The following is a 19100-nucleotide window of genomic DNA, read 5'->3' on the forward strand; positions in this document are numbered from 1 at the left end:
GGGCTCAGAATATCTCCAGATCGCGGTCGACCATCACCGTGACGCGCGCGCCCTGATCGACATAGATAATGGGGCCGATGGAGAGGTAGTCGCCAATCACAATGTCCGTGGCATCGGCGAGATCATCGCCCACGTCTTCGAGCACGTCCGCGGCGGTCTCATCCTGCACGTTTGCAGCGGCGGCGCTTGGGGCCGCTGAGATCAGAGAAATCAACGCCGCAGAGCCGAAGCGTTCATCGAAGCGGGTATCGACAAAGCCGGTCACACCTGAGCGACCCAGTTCATCGCCCCCGAAGGAGCTGATCTGGATCGTCTGGTTGTCGGGCAGGATGATCCGATCCCAGGCGATGGTGACCCGGCGCTGCGCGATATCGACGCCAGAGCGATAGCGCCCGATCAGGCGGGACCCGCGCGGAATGAGGAGGCGTGAGCCATCGAAACTGAACACGTCTTCGGAAACAAGGGCCCGGGTCTGGCCGGGCAGAGAGCTGTCGAGGGCGGTTTCCATGACGGCTTGGATCATGGTGCCCTGTAGAATCGTGTTGGAGGGATTGGCGATCACCTCGGCCTGCGTCACCGTCGAGGGCAGCGCCCCGTTCAGCACGAAATCCGTCACCTCGCCAAAAGTGCGTTCTGTCAGAGCCGTTTCATTCGCTCCGGAGGCACCGCCAAACGCGATGGTGGGCGAGGTGATGCGCCGCTCCTGGAAGGCGCGTTCCTCCGCGGCGCGGCGCTCCAGCTCGGCCATGCGCCGGGCTTCTTCCTCGCGGCGCAGTCGCTCTTGCTCGCGTGCGCGCAGCTCATCTTCCGTGGGGCCCACTGGCGCGGGTTGCGGTCGGCTGGCCTCGAGTTGGGCCAGTTCCAGATCCATGCGGAGTTGCTCAAGGCTGCGATCCCGCGCCGTCAGTTCGTCCTGAAATCGTTGCTGTGCGGCTTCCGAGGCGGCTTGTAGCGCCGCAATCTGAGCGGTCAGCGCGTCAATAGCCTCTGCGGCGGCGGTGTCTTCCTCGACAACTGGTTCAGGGGCGTTGCGCAACTCCTCGATCTGAGCCTGCAGGGCGCTGATCTGCGCCAGAAGCTCCGCGTTGGGCTCGACTGGATCCGGTCCGACAAACACAACCTCGGGCTCGGGCGGGGGCAAGGTCTCGATAGCGCCAAAGCCGTCCCCCTCGTTTTGGAAGACGTCCGGGGTGGCCGTCGGCAAGGCTTCCTCTTCGTCGGGCTGTGAGAGGAGATAGAGCAGGGCACCACCTGCGCCGATGACGAGGACCACGATCAGCGCGAGAAGGGGCGACCGGCGCTGCGACGCCGTGGGGGCGCGGGCACTGCCTTTCTCAAGGGCGGCGAGGCGTTTTTCCAGCTCGGTGTTCCCGGTATCGCTCATGAGGTGGCCTCCGCGGGCGGGATCGCCTCGATGCAGACCACCTCTTCGCCAAGTCGCAGGACCCATTGGCGGTTCACGCCGCTGACGCGGATCACGCCGTCTTCAGGAGTTTGCGTGTTGACCGTGCGCTCGCGGCCGCCCGCGTAGCGGAAGATTGCGGGCACAGGCGCGTTTCTTGGAAACGCGAAATACGTGAACGTCCCGTCATCCCAGATGCGGGTTGGCGTAAACTCGGTCCGCGCGCTGGCACCGTAATTGTAGTTTGGCGCTTGGGCGGCGATGGCTCGAGTCGGGCGCCCAGCGTCATCAGGATAGCGGAACTGCACCACATAGAAGGTCGGGCTGCGAACCTCCTCGACGTTGAGATAGTAGCTGCGCCTGTTCGTGTAGACGGTCACATTGGTATGGACCCCGCGCGCGACGGGCTTGATTGCAAATGCCTGGCCTCCGGGCACGCCATCGATCTCGAAGCCCTCGGTGTCGCCCGCGATGATCGAGCGGATGCTTTCACCCTCGCCGAATTCGACCGTGGTGACATGGGTAAGCGAGACGCTGAGACGGTAGACCTGACCTTCTTGATATGTTGCCAGCCGCACGCGGCTGTCATTTGGACCACCGCGCGGGATCGCTTCGGCAAAGGCAAGGGCAGGCAGCAAAACAAATATGGCAGCACCAAATAACTTATTGATCAAACTAATTCTCCAATCTGTCGGAACGGATGGAATATTCGAGGACCGTGAAGCCGAAAGGGTTGGTCCAGACCTCGTCGATGGAGCGGCGGGTCTCGGGGCGGAACTCGAAGAGAAGCGTGGCGGTGAAGAGCCCGGTCTGGACGCCATTGATGGATGTCAGACGTTTGCGCAGGCGGACCGTGGCGCGGTTGGTGCCGATGCGATTGATGCTGAGGATCTCCACATCGAGCCGGGCATTCGGGCCGTAGACTGTCGGCGGGTAGTTCTCGTTGGCGCTGTTCCAGATCTGGCGTAAGCCACTCTCGGCCGCCCGATCCGATCGGCGCAAGACGCTTCGGATGCGCAGATCGTTGTCGAGCTGGTTATAGACCTCCCGGTCGGTCACATAGCGGAAGACCTCCGCCTCGATGATCGCTTGGTTGGCGGTGACGGATGTGGCCCCAACGGACGCCTCGGGCAGGGCAAAACCAGTGGCGGGATCATACGGGACAACGACGGGGGGTGGGTCGACATCGAGGATCGAGACTGCTGCTGCGCTCAGACAGCCGATGATGCCGAAGACAAGACCTGTCAGACCAAGGCGTTGCCAGAGTCGTTCGCGGCGCAAGGCACCGTAGACCAGTTCTTCCTCGATGATTTCTTGTTCAGTCGCCACCCGTCATGCCCCCACGATCAGTCTGCCTGGAGGTCCGGTAGCGTGAAATCCATGAAGCGCTGTTCCTCGGCGATGGTGGCGGCGTCGATCACGCCGCCGGTGCCGTCACCCACGGTTTGAATCGCTTCCAGTTGCCACATCGCCACGAGGGCGATGGCCAATTCAGCGGTCACGCGCGTGTTGAGATCGATGCTTTCCTTGAGTTCGTCCATGTCGTCGATAAGCCCCACAAGACGGTCGACCCGCTCGAGCGATTGGCCGGCATCTTCATAGCTGTTCTGGGCGGCGGCTGAGACGAGCGCGCCGGTTGTTGCCTGCGTCGCCACGCGGTTGGCCCCGGAATTGCCGCTCGTGGCCATTTCCGAGAGCGTGTCTTCATCGAAGCCGAGATCGGCCAGCACCCGGTCCATCTGGGTTTCGATCTCGCCTGCGCCGGAGCCGGAGAGGCCAGAGAAGTCTCCGGTCTTGATCGCCTCAATCGTGGCGAGGATGTCCCCGAACTCCTGGTCGAGCAGACCGTTCAACTCGTCTTCCATTTCCGTGCGGATGATTTCCGGCAATTCGGCCAGGCGGGTCAGGGCTTCATATGTTCGTTGCAGCTCCGCAAGTTGTTCCGTGAGTGTGGCAAGCTGTTCGCGGAGCTGCGTCAGCTGCTCATTCTGCAGGATCTCGTCTTCGATCATCTGCCGGAGCTGCTGGATGTTTTGCGCGATGTTCTGGGTGTCGACGACCGGTACACCTTGTGCTGCGGCAGGGGGTATGGCGCCGAACTGCAAGCCAACCCCAAGTGTTGTGGCCAAAGCTGTCCTCAAGAGCAGATGTCCCATCATTCAATCTCCCTGATCGTGAAATCCATGAACGCGCCCTCGGCCATGCGGGCGCTGGCCTGTGCCAGCTCTTCGGCAGACAGCACGCGGGTTCGCGCCGCCTGTAGCCGGATGCGTGCGGCGACAAGGCGCACGAGTTCGGCGCGCGCATAGGTGTTGAGCGCGATGCTTTCCTGCACATCCTCGGTTTCAGAGATCCGCTCGACGATGTCCGCGATGCGCAGGGCGCCCTGTCGGATCGCGGTGGGCGAATTGTTGCCATAGAACGCCGCGCCATGCCCGGTGATCGAGAGGTTGGCATTTGCCAGTAACGCGGGGTCGATCGTGCCAAGCGCTTCGATCCCCCCGATACGGGTCAAATAGAGGTTATAGCGTTCGGGGATGACCTGAACGTAGGCTCTAGTCTCGCGGAAGGGTGGCACGCCCCCATATTCGAACACGCGACCGGGGCCGGCGTTGTAGGCCGCGAGGGCGTTGATGATATTGCCGTCAAAGGTGTTGAGCTGGGCCGCCAGATACCGCGCGCCACCATGCACCTGCAGGTAGGGGCTGTCATAATATTCCGGGTTGATACCAAGATCGCTGGCGGTGCCGGGCATGATCTGGGTGAGACCATAGGCGCCGACGGGAGACCGTGCCCCAATCGTAAACCGGCTTTCCTGCCAGATGAGGGCTTGCAGCAACGCGCGCCACTGGACGGGCGAGAGCCCTGCGCGGCCAACTCCCGCAAAGCCGCTGGTCTCTTGGGCGACCCGGATGATGAGCTGCTCGATGTTCTCAGACGCATCCCCGAACATCTGCGCACCGCCGGGATTGGGATCGATTTCTCCCGTGCCATAGACGGCTTCCACGGCGCGGTGGGGATCGCCGCTGCCGCTTTCCAGCCCCGAGACCATGGCGGGCAGGCCCTGACCGCCGAAGCTGGTCTGGGCATCGAGGATGCGTCGGAGGGTTTCCAGCTGCTCCCGTTCGATCTCGGCGATGAGTTCGCGCACGGCAAGCTTGTCGGCCTGAACAGCCAAGTCTGCCTCGCGATCACCCGTTTCTACGATATCGCGTGCAGTCAGCCCGCTGTCATTGGTTGGCACGCCTTGGGACAGGGCGAGACCGGGCAACAGGCAAAGCGCCAGGATATGGGGCAGCCTAGACGTCAACGTCACCCTCCGGTGCGCCGAGGGGCGTGAAGCTGCAATCCGGCGCGACGGGTGCCGTGGACGCAAGGAATGTGAAGCAGTTCGCCTGCGGCTCCCGGTACTGGGTGCAGGAGGCCAGCGCGCCGAGCGCAGCCAAAGCGATAAGAATACGGATCATGAAAGTCTCCAGAAGTCCGGGCGGTTGCGGTAATCGGATCCGACGAGCGCCTCGCCTTTCTCCATGCCGCCGAGGATGGTGAGATTGGGCCCGAGGGCGCTAAGACCTGCATCGACGACGATGGAGCCCTGGTCATCACGGATCAGCGCAAGGCGGCTGTCGCTCCCGGTGTTGAGAAGCACATCGAGTTCCTTCTCATAGAGATTGAGCATCGCGTAATCGGCGGCATGGGCGCGGATGTTTGGGAGCAGGATCTGCGTCGGCACGGCCTCGATGATGGTCTTGCCCGTGCGCGTGCGCTCCAATTGGCTCGCGTATTGCGTCATCATCACCGCGACGGTGTTCTGCTTGCGCGCGGTCACCAGCCAGTTCGAGAGCCGTTCGGCGAAATACGCATTGTCAAGCGCCTTCCAGGCCTCGTCGATCACGATGATGGTGGGGCGGCGGTCCTCGATCTCGCGCTCGACCCGGCGGAAGAGATAGGAGAGGACGGCCATCCGTTCTTTCTCGGCCTCGCTGTCGAGAATGCCGGTGAGATCGAACCCGACGACATCGCCTTCGAGCGAGAACGTGTCTTCCAGCGTCTGCCCGAAGATCCAGCCATAGCGGCCCTCTTCGGTCCACTCGAGCAAACGCTGGTGCAGATCGCCGCCATCGTCGGTGGAGACAAAGAGCGATGCGAAATCCCGCCAGTTCCGTAGGGCCGGGTTTGTGGCCTGCGCGTTCTGGCGCACGACTTCCTGGATGCGGTTGGTCTGCGCAGGGGTCAGAGGCTTGTCGGCGCGGTAGAGCAGTGTGGTGAGCCAGTCCGAGAGCCACGCGGTGCCCCGCGCATCGGTCTCGGTCCAAAGTGGATTGAGACCGGTGGGCTGGCCTGCTTTCAGGGAGGCGTAGCGCCCGCCATTGGCGCGGACCGCCATCTCCATACCGAGACGGTAATCGAAGACGAAGATCCGCGCCCCTGCTCGACGGGCTTGCGTCATGAGAAAAGCGGAAAGCACCGACTTGCCCGATCCGGGCCGTCCCATGATCAAGGTATGCCCGCTGGTGGGTTCTTTCTTGGGGCTGCCTTGCTCGTGATAAGAAAACCGGTAAGCGCTCTGTTCGGGCGTGGGCAGATAGGTGATGACCTTCCCCCAAGGGGTTTTCTGAGCAGGTTTGCCGAGCTGCGTCCGATGAAACGCCGCGAAGTCGGCGAAATTACGGTTGGTGATCGCACTGGCACGCACGCGTTTCGGCTGGTTGCCGGGATGCTGACTGAGGTAGTGGGCTTTGGCCGCGACCCGCTCGCCGATCATCTTCACGCCTTCGGCGGCAGCGGCGTTGACGATCTCGGCGCTGAGCGTTTGCAACTCGTCCAGCGTATCGCAGAAGATCGTCACCACCATGTGGTGCTCGCCGAAGCTCTGGCGTTTGGCCTCCAGATCATCGGCGGCGATGTCGAGCGCTTCCATCAGCGACAGGGCCGCGTCCTGGGAGGCCTGCATCTGGCGCTTTTGCCGCTTGATGCGGCCTGCCATGAGGTTCGAATTGATCGGCGTGAAGGAATGGGTGACGATCATGTCGACCGGCAGGTTCAGCATGTCGAAAACGGTGCAGGAGGTGCCTTCCGAGTATTCCCCGATGGTGAAACTCTTGCCGTAGCGGTGTCCCACGACGCCTTCGGAGAGCTCGAAGTGATCGCCTTGAAACGTCACTCGCGTGTTGGCGACGTTGAAGGACAGGAAGCCATAGGTGTTCGCCGGATAGAGCGGCAGTTCCTGGCCAGTGTTGAGGGCCCCCAGAAAGCCGATCAACTCGCCGGACTTGGCCGAAAGCACACGTGGATTCAGCTCCGTCAGGCCAGACAGGAACACGTTCACGGCCTCGCCCAATCGGCGAAGGCGCTTCTCGGTCGCTTCCTTGAGGCGATCCGGCGCGCTGCGGTTCAGGAATGGCAGGACGCTTTTTGGAGGCGGGCGATGGATGATCGTAAGGGTGAGCGTCTTGTCGCGCAGCCCGCTGGTCTCTAGCTTCTTGCGCCAGAGCCGGTCGACTTCTCCCGCGAAACTGTCCTCGCGCAGCGGCTCGAGGTCCGGCGTGATCGCCTTCGAGACCTTATGGACGTAATAGCTGAACTCCGGCCCCAATTGCGCAATGATCCGGGCAAAGAGCGCGGTCACCTTGTCGAGATAGGCGTCATCGGTCGTGTAGCTATTGACCCCGTCGAGCCGGATGCACTGGAAAAGCTCGTTGACCCGGGTCCGCACGGTCTGGTCATCGACGAGGCTCACATAGGGCAGCATGTGCGCGAGGCGGGTCTCGTGCGCGTACCAGTCCGGCGTCATCGTGCGGAGATCAAGCGCGGCTTCACGGGGCATAGCTGTCCCCGCCGTGGATGGAGCGGTTCCGCGTGGGCGGCGTCTCTTGCAGCGCCGTCATCATCACGTCGATGAAGCGTGGGTCCCAATCCGCAGCCTTCCAGAGCACCGGGTAGAGCAGGGCCGCCACACCCAGCACCGCGATGTGCTGGACCCAGACGAACAAGAGCACCGAGCCGAAAAGCCAGACCATCGCGTACATGATGGGCAGGCCCAGAAGCTTGGGCGGGCGCACGAGGCCGAGAAAGAGAGGCGAGCGCTCAGCCACCGGCGAAAACTGCGGCAACGATAGTGGGAGCGGCGGCAACACCGGCAATGCCGACGAGAACCCAGAGGGCCTGTCGCAGATCGATGATATTGAAGAACCAGCTGAGGAACACGCCCAGAACGGCGAGTGTGGCGATCACGACGCCGAGCGGGCCGGTCAGCGCATCAACGATGCCCTGCAACAGGCTCTGAATCGGGGAAAGATCAATGCTTTGCGCAAGCGCAGGCTCAGCGAATACCAGAAAGAGCGCCAGCGAGGCGACAAAGAGGTGTGAAATCCAACTTGTTTGGAAAAAGCGGTATCGCCAATGCACTGCCGCGCTGCGCGCTCTCGTGACATTGCCGATAAGTGTTTTTAGGAATGATTTCCAAAAAGGCTGGGACATCATGAATTTGATCCTTCCAATCGGGCTACGACGGCCATGACGCGGGCCACGTGGTTCTGGGTTTCTCGGTAAGGGGGAATGCCGTCATACTGGCGGACCGCATCGGGTCCGGCGTTGTAGGCTGCGAGGGCGAGACGCGGATCGCCGAAGGCCCCCAGCATCATCGCGAGGTAGCGGGCGGAGCCGTCGAGGTTCTGCAGCGGATCACGCGGGTCGACGCCCAGATCACTGGCCGTGGCGGGCATTAACTGGCCAAGGCCAATGGCACCTGCACTTGAAATCGCATTCTGCCGATAGGCGCTCTCAACCTCGATATTGGCTCGATAGAGAGCCAGCCAATCCGTCACGGAAAGCCCCGCGCGACGCAGGCCGGGATGGCCGGCATAGCGCAAGGCCGTGGTCTGAATCCCAGAGAGAACATCGGCGCGGGGCAGGGGAGTCAGGCGGGCAAAGGCCGCAACTTGGACGCCCTCTTGCTCGGACTCTACCTCGCCGAGGATCGCGATCCCATCGGAGGCCGAACCCTGACCAATCCCGTCATTGTAGTTTCGAGCAAAGCTGCTTTGGGAGCGCGACGGGGTAAGAGAGCCGTCGCTATCCATGACCAGGACTATTTGCGCGGAGGCTGGCATGGCGACCAGCCAGAGGCAGACGAGGTTAGTTGTCAGCGCCCTTGTCTGATGGGGCTTTGTCTGGCGGGGCGAGTTTATGCGTGCGGGTTGTTCCCGCCTCAAGCGGCAGGTCGACATGCGCAAAACCAAGGCCAATGAAGAAAGACACCACGCCGGAGACCGTCTTGAACTCGCGGATCTTGATATCGTTGTAGGTCGTCCGCGTGCGGGCGGTGACGAGGAGCTTTTCCACCCCGTCATCAGAGACAACACGCATAATCCAGACCCCGTAATAGCTGGGGCCTTTCTTATGTGCCGTCTCCTGGCACAGGATTTCTGCACAATAGCCGCTTTCCACGAGTTCGCGGAACCTGGCTTCCGTAACCACATTTGGTGCTTCGATGTCCCAGTTCATGGCCCGGCTCACGCTTTCTTCAATGGCGCGACCCTAGGCATTTTCACTTGAAGCCCAGAGTTACGATAGTATACTTTCAACCGCAAGATGTAATATCATGCATCAGCTGTAGTTTAGTCACGCGGACACTAGTCACGGCTAGTGTCCGCGATCAAGGAGATAACAGGTTTGACAAACCCAAGGTTGACTGGACTGCTGCCATTGCAATCTGTGGTCCCTCTGATCTGCGTTCCCGGGCTGGTTTTGGCGGAATCCTGCTTCGCCCCAACCCGCCCTTTTCTACCAAGCGATTCGCTGGCGGCGCGGGAATATGCGGACATCATCCGTGGCGATTTCGAAGATTACATCCAGGATATCCAGAACTACTTCCGTTGCCTCGACGGTGAACGGGCCCGTGCCTTCGAGGAAGCGCGCGAAGTCAGCGAGGACTATGGCCGATTTCTGCAATTGGTAGGGGATTGATGGGCGACCTCGGGAGCATCAGACTTGCAGCCCATGGAAACCAGACGCCGATAACGCCCTCATATATCTACTTTTTAGATAACAGATTTCATCCGCTAGCGACGTTACAAAAGGTATGTGACGCGTGGCAAAGACAATCAGAAGCACGGGACAGGTGGCACTCTGCCAAGCGTTGGTCGACGCCCGAATCAAGGCAGGCCTTGGACAGGCTGAATTGGCGACTAAGCTCAGATGCCACCAATCCCTCATTGCCCGCCTTGAAAGCGGCCAGCGCCGGGTCGACGTCGTCGAGCTGGTTGTCCTCGCCCGCGCCATCGGCTTTGACCCCTATGAGGTTCTCGGGATCGTTGAAGCCGCCACGGAGCCCGACCATAGGATTTGAGAGCAATGCAAATTTGGGGCGTACCGCTTTGGATGTCCCTTCGTGAAATCCGCTACCTCAAGGAAGAGCAGTTAGCCAACATCCACCAATTGCGTCATGCTGTGCAGGCGAAGCCTGAGAACACGATGCCGCGATTGCAGCGCCAAAGTGCAGGAAGTCAGTAAACAGTGGACGATGATAATGGTGAAGGCGTCGCGATTGCCAATCTGATCGGGACCGACGGGCGCAGCGTTGTTGGTTGGGTTTATAGCTGGACTACAGGCGCGCACGCGGTGATGTGGGACGTCCATGGACCCCAGCCGGTATCAAAAATCCGGCCGGATATAAGTGACGAACAGAAGCAAGAAATCGACTTCGAGGCGCTCATGCGGATCGGAAGAGACGAGGGCGGGTGAGGAGGGCTACCCTGCGGCGTTTGCCGAAATGCCGAACCGTACTGCGACGACTAACGCGCGAGGTGGCATTGCACATGTCCGCGAAACCAATCTTACAGTCCGAGCCATTTCGCGTAAGTTCAGTAGTTCACCTGTTCAAAGCCGTAGTTGCCCTCGTAGTCACGCCAGTCGACGAAAACGGATTGATGATAGATACTGGGGCAATTCTGGCCCCATCGTTCGAGACCGGCATGGGCGGCTGGTAGGGCGGTTATGGAGGACCTCTGCCAGGCGAAGTCACCTTGCGTTCCATATGTGCCGAGGACCACGGTGGCACTACGGTTGCAATCGCCGTCGCGTCCGGATTCGTGCTGTCGCGCATACCGGACATCAAAGACGCGAATGGACTGCACGAAGTTGAACTCAGGTCCGCTGATATCGATGTCCGCGCGATCTTGAACGAGCCGGAGGGCCTGCTCGGCGGGAACAAGGTAGTCCGGGGCTTCTGAGGTGCGCCAAGCGGCCGCAATTGGGTCAGCGGTATCGCGCGCTGGATAGGATTGTCGCAGACCAGTGCTGTTGTACTGGAAGAACGCTTCAAAGATGCGGTCTGAACTGTTTGGTGCTGGAGCGGTCTCAAAGGAAGCGCCCATAGGGCAGCGCCAGATTTGAAGCGGAGGTTCCACCGGCCAAGGCGTAATTCGTCGGATGAATTCGGCGCGTGCTCGGGCGCAAGGAACGGAAGCAGGCCAGCCGCCAGACAAGCACAAGAGGATCGCGCAATCGATCGGGTATGTCTGCGCGCGAGCGGGCATCGGCAGCAAAGAACTTGTCACAGTCAAAGCGACTGCGACCGACGGGAGGAGCTTCTTAAATAGATGACGCATGCTGAGGGCCCTCTGTGACTAGGCTCAGCATATCTACGATAATATACTATCGCAACACTAAGATTTTGGACCGGTAAGAGTTATTATGTAATATATTGGCAGTATCAATCAGCTTTCCTTCGCTAATCAGCAATCCAAGCTTGACCTTCCCGTTGCTGGAAGCCCCATCTTAGGAGTTGGCATCATTTTGGAGGGCTAGAGCATGATACAGGTAACAGAACCGCACCCGCAAGAGCGGTCATCCGATCAGGCCAAGGATCCAGTTTGCGGCATGTCCGTCACTATGTCTCCGGAGGCCCGTCAGGCAAATTATGACGGTGAAACCTTCTACTTCTGCTCCGATAAGTGCCAGACCAGGTTCGAGGCCGATCCGATCTACTATGCCTCAGGTACGGCATCGGATCACAGCATGACCCCGAAAGCCGGGACTCAGTACACCTGCCCAATGCACCCCGAGATAGTTCGTGACGAGCCCGGCGCCTGTCCGATCTGCGGCATGGCGCTTGAACCGATGGTGCCGTCGGATGAACCCAGCGAAGAACTGACCGACTTTACCCGCCGAATGTGGATCAGTGCCGCCGCGGCCGTTCCTCTGGTTATCTTGACTATGGGAGAGCTGGTCGGTCTGCCGGTCCGGGACTGGATCGGGCATCAACTGGCGACATACCTCGAGTTCCTGTTGGCGACGCCGATCGTGCTGTGGGCGGCGAAGCCGTTTTTCGTGCGGGGTTGTGCGTCGATCGTGAACCGCTCACCCAACATGTGGACGCTGATCGCGATTGGTGTCGGCGCGGCATATCTCTATTCGCTGGTCGCCACGTTCCTTCCTGGTGTGTTTCCGGACGAGTACCGAATGGGCGCGGGTGTCGGCACCTATTTTGAAGCTGCCGTCGTCATCATCACTCTGATTTTCGTCGGGCAAGTACTGGAATTGCGGGCGCGGGAACGGACCGGCGATGCCATCCGGGCGCTGCTCGATCTGGCCCCGAAAACCGCGCGACGCATTCTGCCCGACGGTACGGAATACGACGCACCGCTGGAAAACATCGTTGAGGGAGATCGCCTGAGGGTTCGCCCAGGTGATGCGGTCCCCGTTGACGCCAAGGTTGTTGACGGAACGTCATCCATCGACGAGAGCATGATAACCGGCGAGCCGTTGCCGGTCGAAAAAGGTCCGGGCGATACGGTCACCGGCGGCACAATCAATAAGATCGGCTCCCTTGTCATAGAAGCCGCCCGTGTAGGTGCCGACACGATGCTGAGCCAGATCGTCGAGATGGTCTCGAACGCGCGGCGATCCCGTGCACCGATCCAGGGGCTCGCGGACCAGGTTTCTTCCTATTTCGTGCCGACCGTTGTCGTGGTCGCCATCCTTTCCTTCGCCGCTTGGCTCGGCTTCGGGCCCGAACCGGCACTCGTCTTTGCTATCGCCTCGGCGGTGTCAGTGCTGATCATCGCCTGCCCCTGTGCTCTGGGTCTGGCGACCCCGATTTCGATCACGACGGCCGCAGGTCGCGGTGCGCAGGCGGGTGTCCTGATCAAGGACGCCGAAGCGCTGGAACGCATGGCCAAGGTCGATACGCTGATCGTCGATAAGACCGGCACCCTGACCGAAGGCAAGCCGACGCTAACCGATGTGAACGCTTTGGACGACGAGTCCGAAGAAACCATTCTGACCCTCGCGGCTGCCTTGGAAAAAGGCTCCGAGCACCCGCTGGCGGAGGCCATCGTCGAAGGTGCGAAAGAGAGAGGTATCAAAGTCGGCAATGCCGAGAACTTCGAAGCCGTGACCGGCAAGGGTGTGAGCGGAACCGTCTCGGGCCGCGCCGTCGCGCTTGGTAACACCGCGATGATGCGCGACATGTCCCTCGACACCTCCGCAGCAGAGGAGGCAGCAGATGTTCTGCGAAGCGAAGGCAAGACGGCCATGTTCGTGGCCATAGAAGGAAAACTGTCCGGCATCGTCGCCGTCGCCGACCCGATCAAGGAAACGACGGCCGAGGCCATCAAGCAATTGCACGAGGCGGGCCTGCGGATAATCATGGCTACGGGTGATAACGAACGCACAGCAAGGGCCGTGGCGCAGCGTCTTGGCATCGACGAAGTACGAGCCGGCGTTCTCCCGGAAGACAAAAAGGCACTGGTGGACGAGCTCCACGCGAATGGCAAAAAGGTCGCCATGGCCGGCGATGGTGTCAACGACGCGCCTGCCCTCGCTGCAGCGGATGTCGGCCTTGCAATGGGTACGGGTGCGGACGTGGCGGTTGAAAGCGCGGGCATCACTCTCTTGCGCGGCGATTTGAACGGTATCGTCAAGGCACGGACGCTGGCCGTGGCGACGATCCGTAACATACGCCAGAACCTGTTCTGGGCCTTTGCCTACAACACGCTCGGTGTGCCCTTAGCTGCGGGCGTGCTCTACCCGGTATTCGGGCTGTTGATGTCGCCCATGTTCGCCGCCGCCGCAATGAGCCTCTCGTCGGTCTCGGTCATCGCGAACGCGCTCAGACTACGGCGATTGAGGCTTTAGACGATCCGCGTATTGAGCGTGAAGCTGGACGACACTTCTATTTCAGCAAAACGTGTATTGCTGATCTATGAGAACTTCAGCATAGTATGTTGCATGTTATTCAAAACGCGCCTTTTTCTGGTTGCTCTGTTGGTTGGCGCTGTTCTGGTGCAAATCAATCTTGCGTCCATTTCAAGCGTGGACCCAGCGCCTGAAATGGCCATGCAGAGCGATTGCTGCCCGAGTGATTGTCCGGATATGCCGGAATGCGATGCTGCCTGCATTTCCACGACGCAATGTCGTGTGGTCCCGATCGTGGCCGGGCTCGAACGGGTGATCCTGGCGAACCTGCCTCGCTCCGGACGTGCCGGGTTCTTGCGGACCGAGGCGACGGCGATCCTGCAACACGCGGACGGCGGATTGCAAAGACCGCCCAAGGCATAGCGGTTCTGGTGCTTGTCGCACCAAAAGCCGCGCGCCGATGTAACGTTTAGACCAGTTCCAGGTCGATACGATGGTCGGCGTTCCCGTTGCCCGTCAATACAGGCGTATCATGCCCCGTTATATTCACAGCGCCCTTGCTGCCCTCGTGGTCGCAGCCCAGCTTTCCGTGCCGGTGGCACAGGCCGCTGCATCTGATTACATTCTCGTTCTTGTCGAGACGACTTATGCCTTCGGAGACGATGCGGTTCTAGAAGTTCGTCTGATTGATACCCGCACCAATGCGCCCGTGGAGGGCGCCGTCATCTTTGCCACAAGGTTGGATATGGCGCCGGACGGGATGGAGACGATGACTTCACCGGTCTTGGCGTTACCCGGCGAAGAGCCGGGTCTCTATCGCTTCTCTGCCGATCTGACGATGGACGGAAACTGGCGCTTTTCCGTTGCGGCCAAGGTGCAGGGCGAGATGGAAACCGTTCAGGCACAGATCGTGATCGAGGTACAGCCATGAGCGCCTTTGGCAAACTGGTGCTGATCGCCGTCGTTGGCAGCGCGGCTGGATGGGTTGGCCTTGCGGCGGGCGGCAAAGGCTGGACGCCTGCGATGCTGACGGATGTGGCGCAGACGCAGCTCACAGCACTTTTGGGACGTAGAGCTGATGCGATGCCGGCCGAAATCCGATCGGCGATGGGCCCGATTATCTACTATCGACACCCTGACGGTCTTGCCGAGTGGTCCGCGGTGCCGACCGACACCGTCGATGGCAAGGCGTTTCTGCCGGTGCTGGCAAGCGAAGATGTGTCGTTTGACCCAGAGGCGCCCAACCCCCTAGAGGCGAAAATTGGCGAACGAACCGTTCTCTACTACCGGCATCCGATGGGCCTGCCCGATACGTCGCCGGTGCCTAAGCAGGATTCCATGGGCATGGACTACCTTCCCGTTTTTGCCGATGAGGCAAAAGATGCCGGATCGGTGACGGTATCGCCCGGCAAACTACAGCGCACCGGCGTACGTACGTCAGTTGCGGTGCTCAAGCCCATGGCAATGACGGTGCGAGCGCCGGGGATCGTCGCGCTGGATGAGCGTCGGGTAAGCGTCATTTCATTGCGTGCAGATGCTTTCATCGAAGAAGTTGAGGATGTAACGACCGGATCAATCGTTGAAGCGGGCGAACCGCTGGCGATGCTCTATTCTCCGGATATCGTCTCGGCGGCCGCACAGTATGTTTCGGACCTGCGAAGTGGTGAAGGGCGCGTGGAAGGCAGCCGTCAAAGGCTGGCAAACCTGGGAGTTCCCGTGTCAGTGATCGACAAGATCGCGGCGGACAGGCGTGCGCCGGTGCAAATCAGCCTGATGGCACCGCGGTCGGGCGTGGTTCTGGAACGAATGGCCGTCGAAGGCATGATGTCCGAGGCTGGCGAAACGCTGTTTCGTATTGCCGATACCTCGGTTGTCTGGGTCTTTGCGGACGTGCCGGAATCCGCTCTGATCGGCCTTGCGGACGGAAACGCGGCCACGATCACCTTTCCCGGCCTGCCGGGCGAAACCTTCAGCGGCTTGATCGACAAGATATACCCTGAGGTCGATATGCAGACCCGAACTGCACGCGTCCGCATCGATCTGCCCAATACTGAGGGACGCCTGCTGGTCAACATGTTTGCTGATGTGGCTTTGGCGACGGGCGACGGCGCGCCCGTGGTGCAAGTGCCGGAAACGTCAGTGATCGACACCGGCGATCGCCAGGTGGTGATCCGGGACATGGGAGAGGGTAAATTCGCGCCGCAGGATGTGGTCGTGGGGCGACAGGCCTCCGGAATGGTGGAAATCCGCGAAGGTATTGCCGAGGGCGACCGGGTCGTCACCACCTCGACCTTTCTGATCGACGCGGAAAGCAACCTGAACGCCGCCCTGGCTGCGCTGGCCTCCCCGGAGGCAAGCGAATGATCGCGCGTGTCATCGAATGGTCCGCCCGGAACCTTGTTCTGGTGTTCTTTGCCACGGCCCTGATCATCGCCGCCGGGGTCTGGTCACTGCGCAACTTGCCGATCGACGCTATTCCCGATCTGTCGGACGTGCAGGTGATCGTGCTGACCGACTACCCGGGCCAGGCCCCTCAGGTGGTGGAGGACCAGGTCACTTATCCGCTGACCTCGGCCATGCTGACGGTGCCGCGATCCCGCGTCGTGCGCGGGTTTTCGTTCTTCGGCATTTCCTTTGTCTACATCATCTTCGAGGACGGCGTTGACCCGTACTGGGCGCGGTCGCGCGTGCTGGAATACCTCAACGCCGCAGCGGCTCGCCTGCCGGACGGGGTGACACCAGCCCTTGGTCCGGATGCGACGGGGGTGGGCTGGGTCTACCAATATGCGATCACCGGCGAGAACCTGAGCCTTGCTGAATTGCGGTCGTTGCAGGATTGGGTAGTGCGTTTCGGGGCCAGCCGTGCAGAGGGCGTGTCCGAAGTGGCCAGTGTCGGTGGCTTCGTTAAGCAATACTCGGTCACAGTTGACCCGGTCCGGATGCGCGCGCAGGGGATCACGCTGTCTGATATCGGCAAGGCCATCTCCGAGAGCAACATGGACACCGGCGGGCGCACGGTGGAGCTGTCCGAGTTCGAATTCATGGTGCGCGGACGCGGCTATCTGGCGGGGACCGAGGATATCGGCAACATCACCCTGCGCAGCATTGGCGGGGTGCCGATCAACCTGAAAGACGTCGCACGGATCGAAATCGTCCCCAGCGAACGCCGCGGCATCGCCGAGTTGAACGGTGAGGGCGAGGTCGCCAGTGGTATCGTGCTTCAGCGGGTGGGTGCCAATGCGCTGGATGTGATTGAAAACGCCAAGGCAGAACTGGACGTGGTGGCCCAAAGCCTGCCGGAAGGAGTCGACATCGTGCCGGTCTATGACAGGTCCGACCTGATCCTGTCGGCAATCGAGACGTTGAAAACAACGCTGCTCGAAGAAAGCCTTGTCGTGGCGGGGGTAACGATCATTTTTCTGTTGCACGTCCGCTCCGCCCTCGTGGCGATCATCATGCTGCCTGTCGGATTGCTCATGGCCTTCACGGCAATGAAATTTCTCGGGATCGGGGCCAATATCATGAGCCTCGGCGGCATTGCCATCGCGATCGGCGCGATGATCGACGCGGCCATCGTGATGATCGAAAATGCGCACAAACACCTCGAACGGGCCGCCCCTGACAAGCCACGCATCCAGGTGCTGATCGAAGCGGCAAGCGAGGTCGGCCCCGCGCTGTTCTTCAGCTTGCTGATCATCACTGTCTCGTTTCTGCCAATCTTTTCGCTTGAAGGACAGGAGGGACGCATGTTCGGCCCGCTCGCCTACACCAAAACCTTCTCGATGGCGGCAGCAGCGTTCCTGTCGGTGACGCTGGTGCCTGCGTTGATGGTGGTTTTCGTGCGGGGTCGGATCATCCCTGAACACAGGAATCCGGTAAACCGCGTGCTAATCGCGGTCTACCGCCCGATTATCAGCGCCGTGTTGAAGGCCAAGAGCCTTACGATCATCGTGGCCATTGCGGCACTGGTAATCACCATCTGGCCCGCGCGCCAGCTGGGGTCTGAATTCATGCCTGTCCTGAACGAGGGCACGCTTATGTACATGCCGACCACGCTGCCCGGGCTTTCGGTCACCAAGGCCGCCGAGCTGATGCAGACCCAGGACCGCATCATCAAGACCTTCCCCGAAGTGTTGTCGGTTTTCGGCAAGGCAGGCCGCGCGCTGACTGCGACCGATCCAGCACCGACGGAGATGTTCGAGACGATCATCCAGCTCCGCCCGGAAGACGAATGGCGTCCCGGTGTCACCATCGAAAGCCTGCGGCAGGAAATGGATGCCGCGCTGCAATTTCCCGGCGTGTCGAACGCCTGGACGATGCCGATCCGGGCGCGAATCGACATGTTGTCCACCGGCATCCGCACACCAGTGGGGATCAAGGTCTTCGGTACCAGCCTGACCGAGATGGAAAAGGTAGCCCGTGAGGTCGAAGCCGTCGTGCGCACGGTGCCAGGAACGACCAGCGCCTATGCCGAACGGGTGATTGGCGGCTATTATCTGGACATCACGCCCGACCGCGCTGCCCTTGGCCGCTACGGTCTGTCGGTGCAGGATGTGCAGGAGGTGATCGGCATGGCATTGGGGGCCAAGGCCATCACGCAGACCGTCGAGGGCCGCGAGCGCTACGACGTCGCAGTGCGCTATCCGGCGACACTGAGGTCCGATCCGGAGGCCATCGGACGCGAGGTTCAAGTGGCGCTGCCGGGCGGTGGCACAATTCCACTCGGGGACGTAGCCACCATCGAACGCACTCGCGGAGCCACGTCGATCCGCACCGAAAACGGACAGCTTGCCGTCTATATCTTCGTCGATATCGTCGGACGCGATCTTGGTGGCTACGTGGCCGAAGCGCAGGCGGCGGTCGCGGCTTCCGTCACCCTGCCACCCGGCTTTTCATTGGGCTGGAGCGGGCAGTTCGAGTACCTTGAACGTGCGAAACAGCGGCTGGCCACAGTTGTGCCGTTAACGCTGGCGCTGATCTTTCTGCTGCTTTACCTGAACTTCCGCCGTCTGACGGAAACGCTGATCGTGATGCTGTCGCTGCCCTTCGCGCTGGTGGGCGGCATTTGGCTCATGTGGTTCATGGGCTTCAACATGTCGGTTGCGGTGGCCGTCGGGTTTATCGCGCTGGCCGGGGTGGCGGCTGAAACCGGTGTGATCATGTTGATCTATTTCGATCAGGCGTTGAATGAAGCGCGTGACCGCGCGGGCGGCCGCGACCTGACCCGCGACGAACTCTACGCCGCGATCATGGTGGGTGCAGTAGATCGCGTTCGCCCCAAGATGATGACAGTTGTCGCAATCATGGCCGGCCTAATGCCGATCCTCTGGGCGCATGGAACCGGGTCCGAGATCATGCAGCGCATCGCAGTGCCGATGATCGGAGGTATGGTGTCGTCAACCTTGCTAACCCTGATCGTCATTCCGGCGGTTTATGCCATCATCAAAGGCTGGAGCTTCAAGAAGGCCGGTACAGCGCCTGATTTGGCCCTCGGGCAGGCCGCAGAATAAGGGCAACAGCATTAAGGAGGCATTGGGAATCGAGATGAATGCTTGAA

At 60.9% G+C, this 19100-nt stretch carries 20 protein-coding genes; 8 read left to right on the forward strand and 12 right to left on the reverse strand.

The annotated features are described in order from the left end of the window. Positions 1–4 precede the first annotated feature (4 nt). The 11 genes from ACFSUD_RS14190 to ACFSUD_RS14240 form a co-directional block, all read right to left on the reverse strand. Entirely contained in the window at positions 5–1384 is a 1380-nt protein-coding gene (locus tag ACFSUD_RS14190) for a TrbI/VirB10 family protein (protein ID WP_243252209.1), read from the reverse strand. Continuing rightward, positions 1381–2076: a TrbG/VirB9 family P-type conjugative transfer protein gene (locus ACFSUD_RS14195; RefSeq protein WP_132998441.1), complete on the reverse strand. Its 696-nt coding sequence runs from the start codon at positions 2074–2076 to the stop codon at positions 1381–1383. Before ACFSUD_RS14195 ends, ACFSUD_RS14190 begins: the two co-directional genes overlap by 4 nt. 1 nt (position 2077) lies before the next feature. Further along, the gene (locus ACFSUD_RS14200; protein WP_243252210.1) at positions 2078–2731 is read right to left on the reverse strand and encodes a virB8 family protein; all 654 of its coding nucleotides are present in this window, start codon (positions 2729–2731) and stop codon (positions 2078–2080) included. 17 nt (positions 2732–2748) lie between these two features. Next, entirely contained in the window at positions 2749–3558 is an 810-nt protein-coding gene (locus tag ACFSUD_RS14205; RefSeq protein WP_037941838.1) for a type IV secretion system protein, read from the reverse strand. Then, a complete protein-coding gene (locus ACFSUD_RS14210) occupies positions 3558–4712 on the reverse strand; it encodes a lytic transglycosylase domain-containing protein (protein ID WP_184583065.1) in 1155 nt (384 codons plus the stop codon). Before ACFSUD_RS14210 ends, ACFSUD_RS14205 begins: the two co-directional genes overlap by 1 nt. Beyond that, a complete protein-coding gene (locus ACFSUD_RS14215) occupies positions 4702–4869 on the reverse strand; it encodes a hypothetical protein (protein WP_162840128.1) in 168 nt (55 codons plus the stop codon). The genes ACFSUD_RS14210 and ACFSUD_RS14215 overlap by 11 nt, the downstream gene beginning before the upstream one ends. Beyond that, on the reverse strand, positions 4866–7229 hold the full coding sequence (locus ACFSUD_RS14220) for a VirB4 family type IV secretion/conjugal transfer ATPase (RefSeq protein WP_037941707.1): 2364 nt from the start codon (positions 7227–7229) through the stop codon (positions 4866–4868). Before ACFSUD_RS14220 ends, ACFSUD_RS14215 begins: the two co-directional genes overlap by 4 nt. Continuing rightward, positions 7219–7497, reverse strand: a complete 279-nt coding sequence (locus ACFSUD_RS14225) for a type IV secretion system protein VirB3 (RefSeq protein ID WP_008327373.1) — start codon at positions 7495–7497, stop codon at positions 7219–7221. The genes ACFSUD_RS14220 and ACFSUD_RS14225 overlap by 11 nt, the downstream gene beginning before the upstream one ends. Continuing rightward, the gene (locus tag ACFSUD_RS14230) at positions 7490–7774 is read right to left on the reverse strand and encodes a TrbC/VirB2 family protein (protein WP_037941840.1); all 285 of its coding nucleotides are present in this window, start codon (positions 7772–7774) and stop codon (positions 7490–7492) included. Before ACFSUD_RS14230 ends, ACFSUD_RS14225 begins: the two co-directional genes overlap by 8 nt. A gap of 107 nt (positions 7775–7881) precedes the next feature. Further along, entirely contained in the window at positions 7882–8496 is a 615-nt protein-coding gene (locus tag ACFSUD_RS14235) for a lytic transglycosylase domain-containing protein (RefSeq protein WP_037941841.1), read from the reverse strand. A 43-nt stretch (positions 8497–8539) separates the two neighbouring features. After that, positions 8540–8908 carry a hypothetical protein gene (locus ACFSUD_RS14240; protein WP_386375230.1) on the reverse strand — a complete coding sequence of 123 codons (369 nt, stop codon included), beginning with the start codon at positions 8906–8908 and terminating at the stop codon, positions 8540–8542. 210 nt (positions 8909–9118) lie between these two features. On the opposite strand from ACFSUD_RS14240, the gene ACFSUD_RS14245 reads away from it, so the two are divergent. The 3 genes from ACFSUD_RS14245 to ACFSUD_RS14255 all read left to right on the forward strand — a co-directional run bounded on the left by ACFSUD_RS14245 (position 9119) and on the right by ACFSUD_RS14255 (position 10147). Beyond that, on the forward strand, positions 9119–9370 hold the full coding sequence (locus tag ACFSUD_RS14245; RefSeq protein WP_114865742.1) for a hypothetical protein: 252 nt from the start codon (positions 9119–9121) through the stop codon (positions 9368–9370). Between the two features lie 124 nt (positions 9371–9494). Next, positions 9495–9752: a helix-turn-helix domain-containing protein gene (locus ACFSUD_RS14250; protein WP_037941711.1), complete on the forward strand. Its 258-nt coding sequence runs from the start codon at positions 9495–9497 to the stop codon at positions 9750–9752. Positions 9753–9919: 167 nt separating this feature from the next. Beyond that, entirely contained in the window at positions 9920–10147 is a 228-nt protein-coding gene (locus ACFSUD_RS14255) for a hypothetical protein (protein ID WP_009503808.1), read from the forward strand. Positions 10148–10266: 119 nt separating this feature from the next. Here ACFSUD_RS14255 and ACFSUD_RS14260 read toward each other — a convergent pair whose 3' ends face one another. Continuing rightward, positions 10267–11013, reverse strand: a complete 747-nt coding sequence (locus tag ACFSUD_RS14260; RefSeq protein WP_235183684.1) for a hypothetical protein — start codon at positions 11011–11013, stop codon at positions 10267–10269. A gap of 271 nt (positions 11014–11284) precedes the next feature. Between ACFSUD_RS14260 and ACFSUD_RS14265 the strand changes: the two genes are divergently transcribed. The 5 genes from ACFSUD_RS14265 to ACFSUD_RS14285 all read left to right on the forward strand — a co-directional run bounded on the left by ACFSUD_RS14265 (position 11285) and on the right by ACFSUD_RS14285 (position 19053). Continuing rightward, on the forward strand, positions 11285–13543 hold the full coding sequence (locus ACFSUD_RS14265; protein WP_240790907.1) for a heavy metal translocating P-type ATPase: 2259 nt from the start codon (positions 11285–11287) through the stop codon (positions 13541–13543). A 12-nt stretch (positions 13544–13555) separates the two neighbouring features. Then, complete coding sequence (locus ACFSUD_RS14270; protein WP_132998294.1) at positions 13556–13966, forward strand: hypothetical protein; 411 nt, start codon at positions 13556–13558, stop codon at positions 13964–13966. A gap of 109 nt (positions 13967–14075) precedes the next feature. Next, a complete protein-coding gene (locus tag ACFSUD_RS14275; RefSeq protein WP_037941715.1) occupies positions 14076–14474 on the forward strand; it encodes a FixH family protein in 399 nt (132 codons plus the stop codon). Next, a complete protein-coding gene (locus ACFSUD_RS14280; protein ID WP_037941717.1) occupies positions 14471–15907 on the forward strand; it encodes an efflux RND transporter periplasmic adaptor subunit in 1437 nt (478 codons plus the stop codon). The genes ACFSUD_RS14275 and ACFSUD_RS14280 overlap by 4 nt, the downstream gene beginning before the upstream one ends. Beyond that, complete coding sequence (locus tag ACFSUD_RS14285; RefSeq protein ID WP_386375231.1) at positions 15904–19053, forward strand: efflux RND transporter permease subunit; 3150 nt, start codon at positions 15904–15906, stop codon at positions 19051–19053. The genes ACFSUD_RS14280 and ACFSUD_RS14285 overlap by 4 nt, the downstream gene beginning before the upstream one ends. The last annotated feature ends 47 nt before the right edge of the window (positions 19054–19100 follow it).

This window comes from Sulfitobacter aestuarii, assembly GCF_042685005.1.
Classification (GTDB): domain Bacteria; phylum Pseudomonadota; class Alphaproteobacteria; order Rhodobacterales; family Rhodobacteraceae; genus Sulfitobacter; species Sulfitobacter aestuarii.

Excerpts from the sequence above, each read along its gene's own strand:
- ACFSUD_RS14190 (WP_243252209.1), bottom strand. The coding sequence starts at position 1,384 with ATGAGCGATACCGGGAACACCGAGCTGGAAAAACGCCTCGCCGCCCTT.
- ACFSUD_RS14205 (WP_037941838.1), bottom strand. The coding sequence starts at position 3,558 with ATGGGACATCTGCTCTTGAGGACAGCTTTGGCCACAACACTTGGGGTT.
- ACFSUD_RS14215 (WP_162840128.1), bottom strand. The coding sequence starts at position 4,869 with ATGATCCGTATTCTTATCGCTTTGGCTGCGCTCGGCGCGCTGGCCTCC.
- ACFSUD_RS14220 (WP_037941707.1), bottom strand. The coding sequence starts at position 7,229 with ATGCCCCGTGAAGCCGCGCTTGATCTCCGCACGATGACGCCGGACTGG.
- ACFSUD_RS14240 (WP_386375230.1), bottom strand. The coding sequence starts at position 8,908 with ATGAACTGGGACATCGAAGCACCAAATGTGGTTACGGAAGCCAGGTTC.
- ACFSUD_RS14260 (WP_235183684.1), bottom strand. The coding sequence starts at position 11,013 with ATGCGTCATCTATTTAAGAAGCTCCTCCCGTCGGTCGCAGTCGCTTTG.
- ACFSUD_RS14265 (WP_240790907.1), top strand. The coding sequence starts at position 11,285 with ATGTCCGTCACTATGTCTCCGGAGGCCCGTCAGGCAAATTATGACGGT.
- ACFSUD_RS14275 (WP_037941715.1), top strand. The coding sequence starts at position 14,076 with ATGCCCCGTTATATTCACAGCGCCCTTGCTGCCCTCGTGGTCGCAGCC.
- ACFSUD_RS14280 (WP_037941717.1), top strand. The coding sequence starts at position 14,471 with ATGAGCGCCTTTGGCAAACTGGTGCTGATCGCCGTCGTTGGCAGCGCG.
- ACFSUD_RS14285 (WP_386375231.1), top strand. The coding sequence starts at position 15,904 with ATGATCGCGCGTGTCATCGAATGGTCCGCCCGGAACCTTGTTCTGGTG.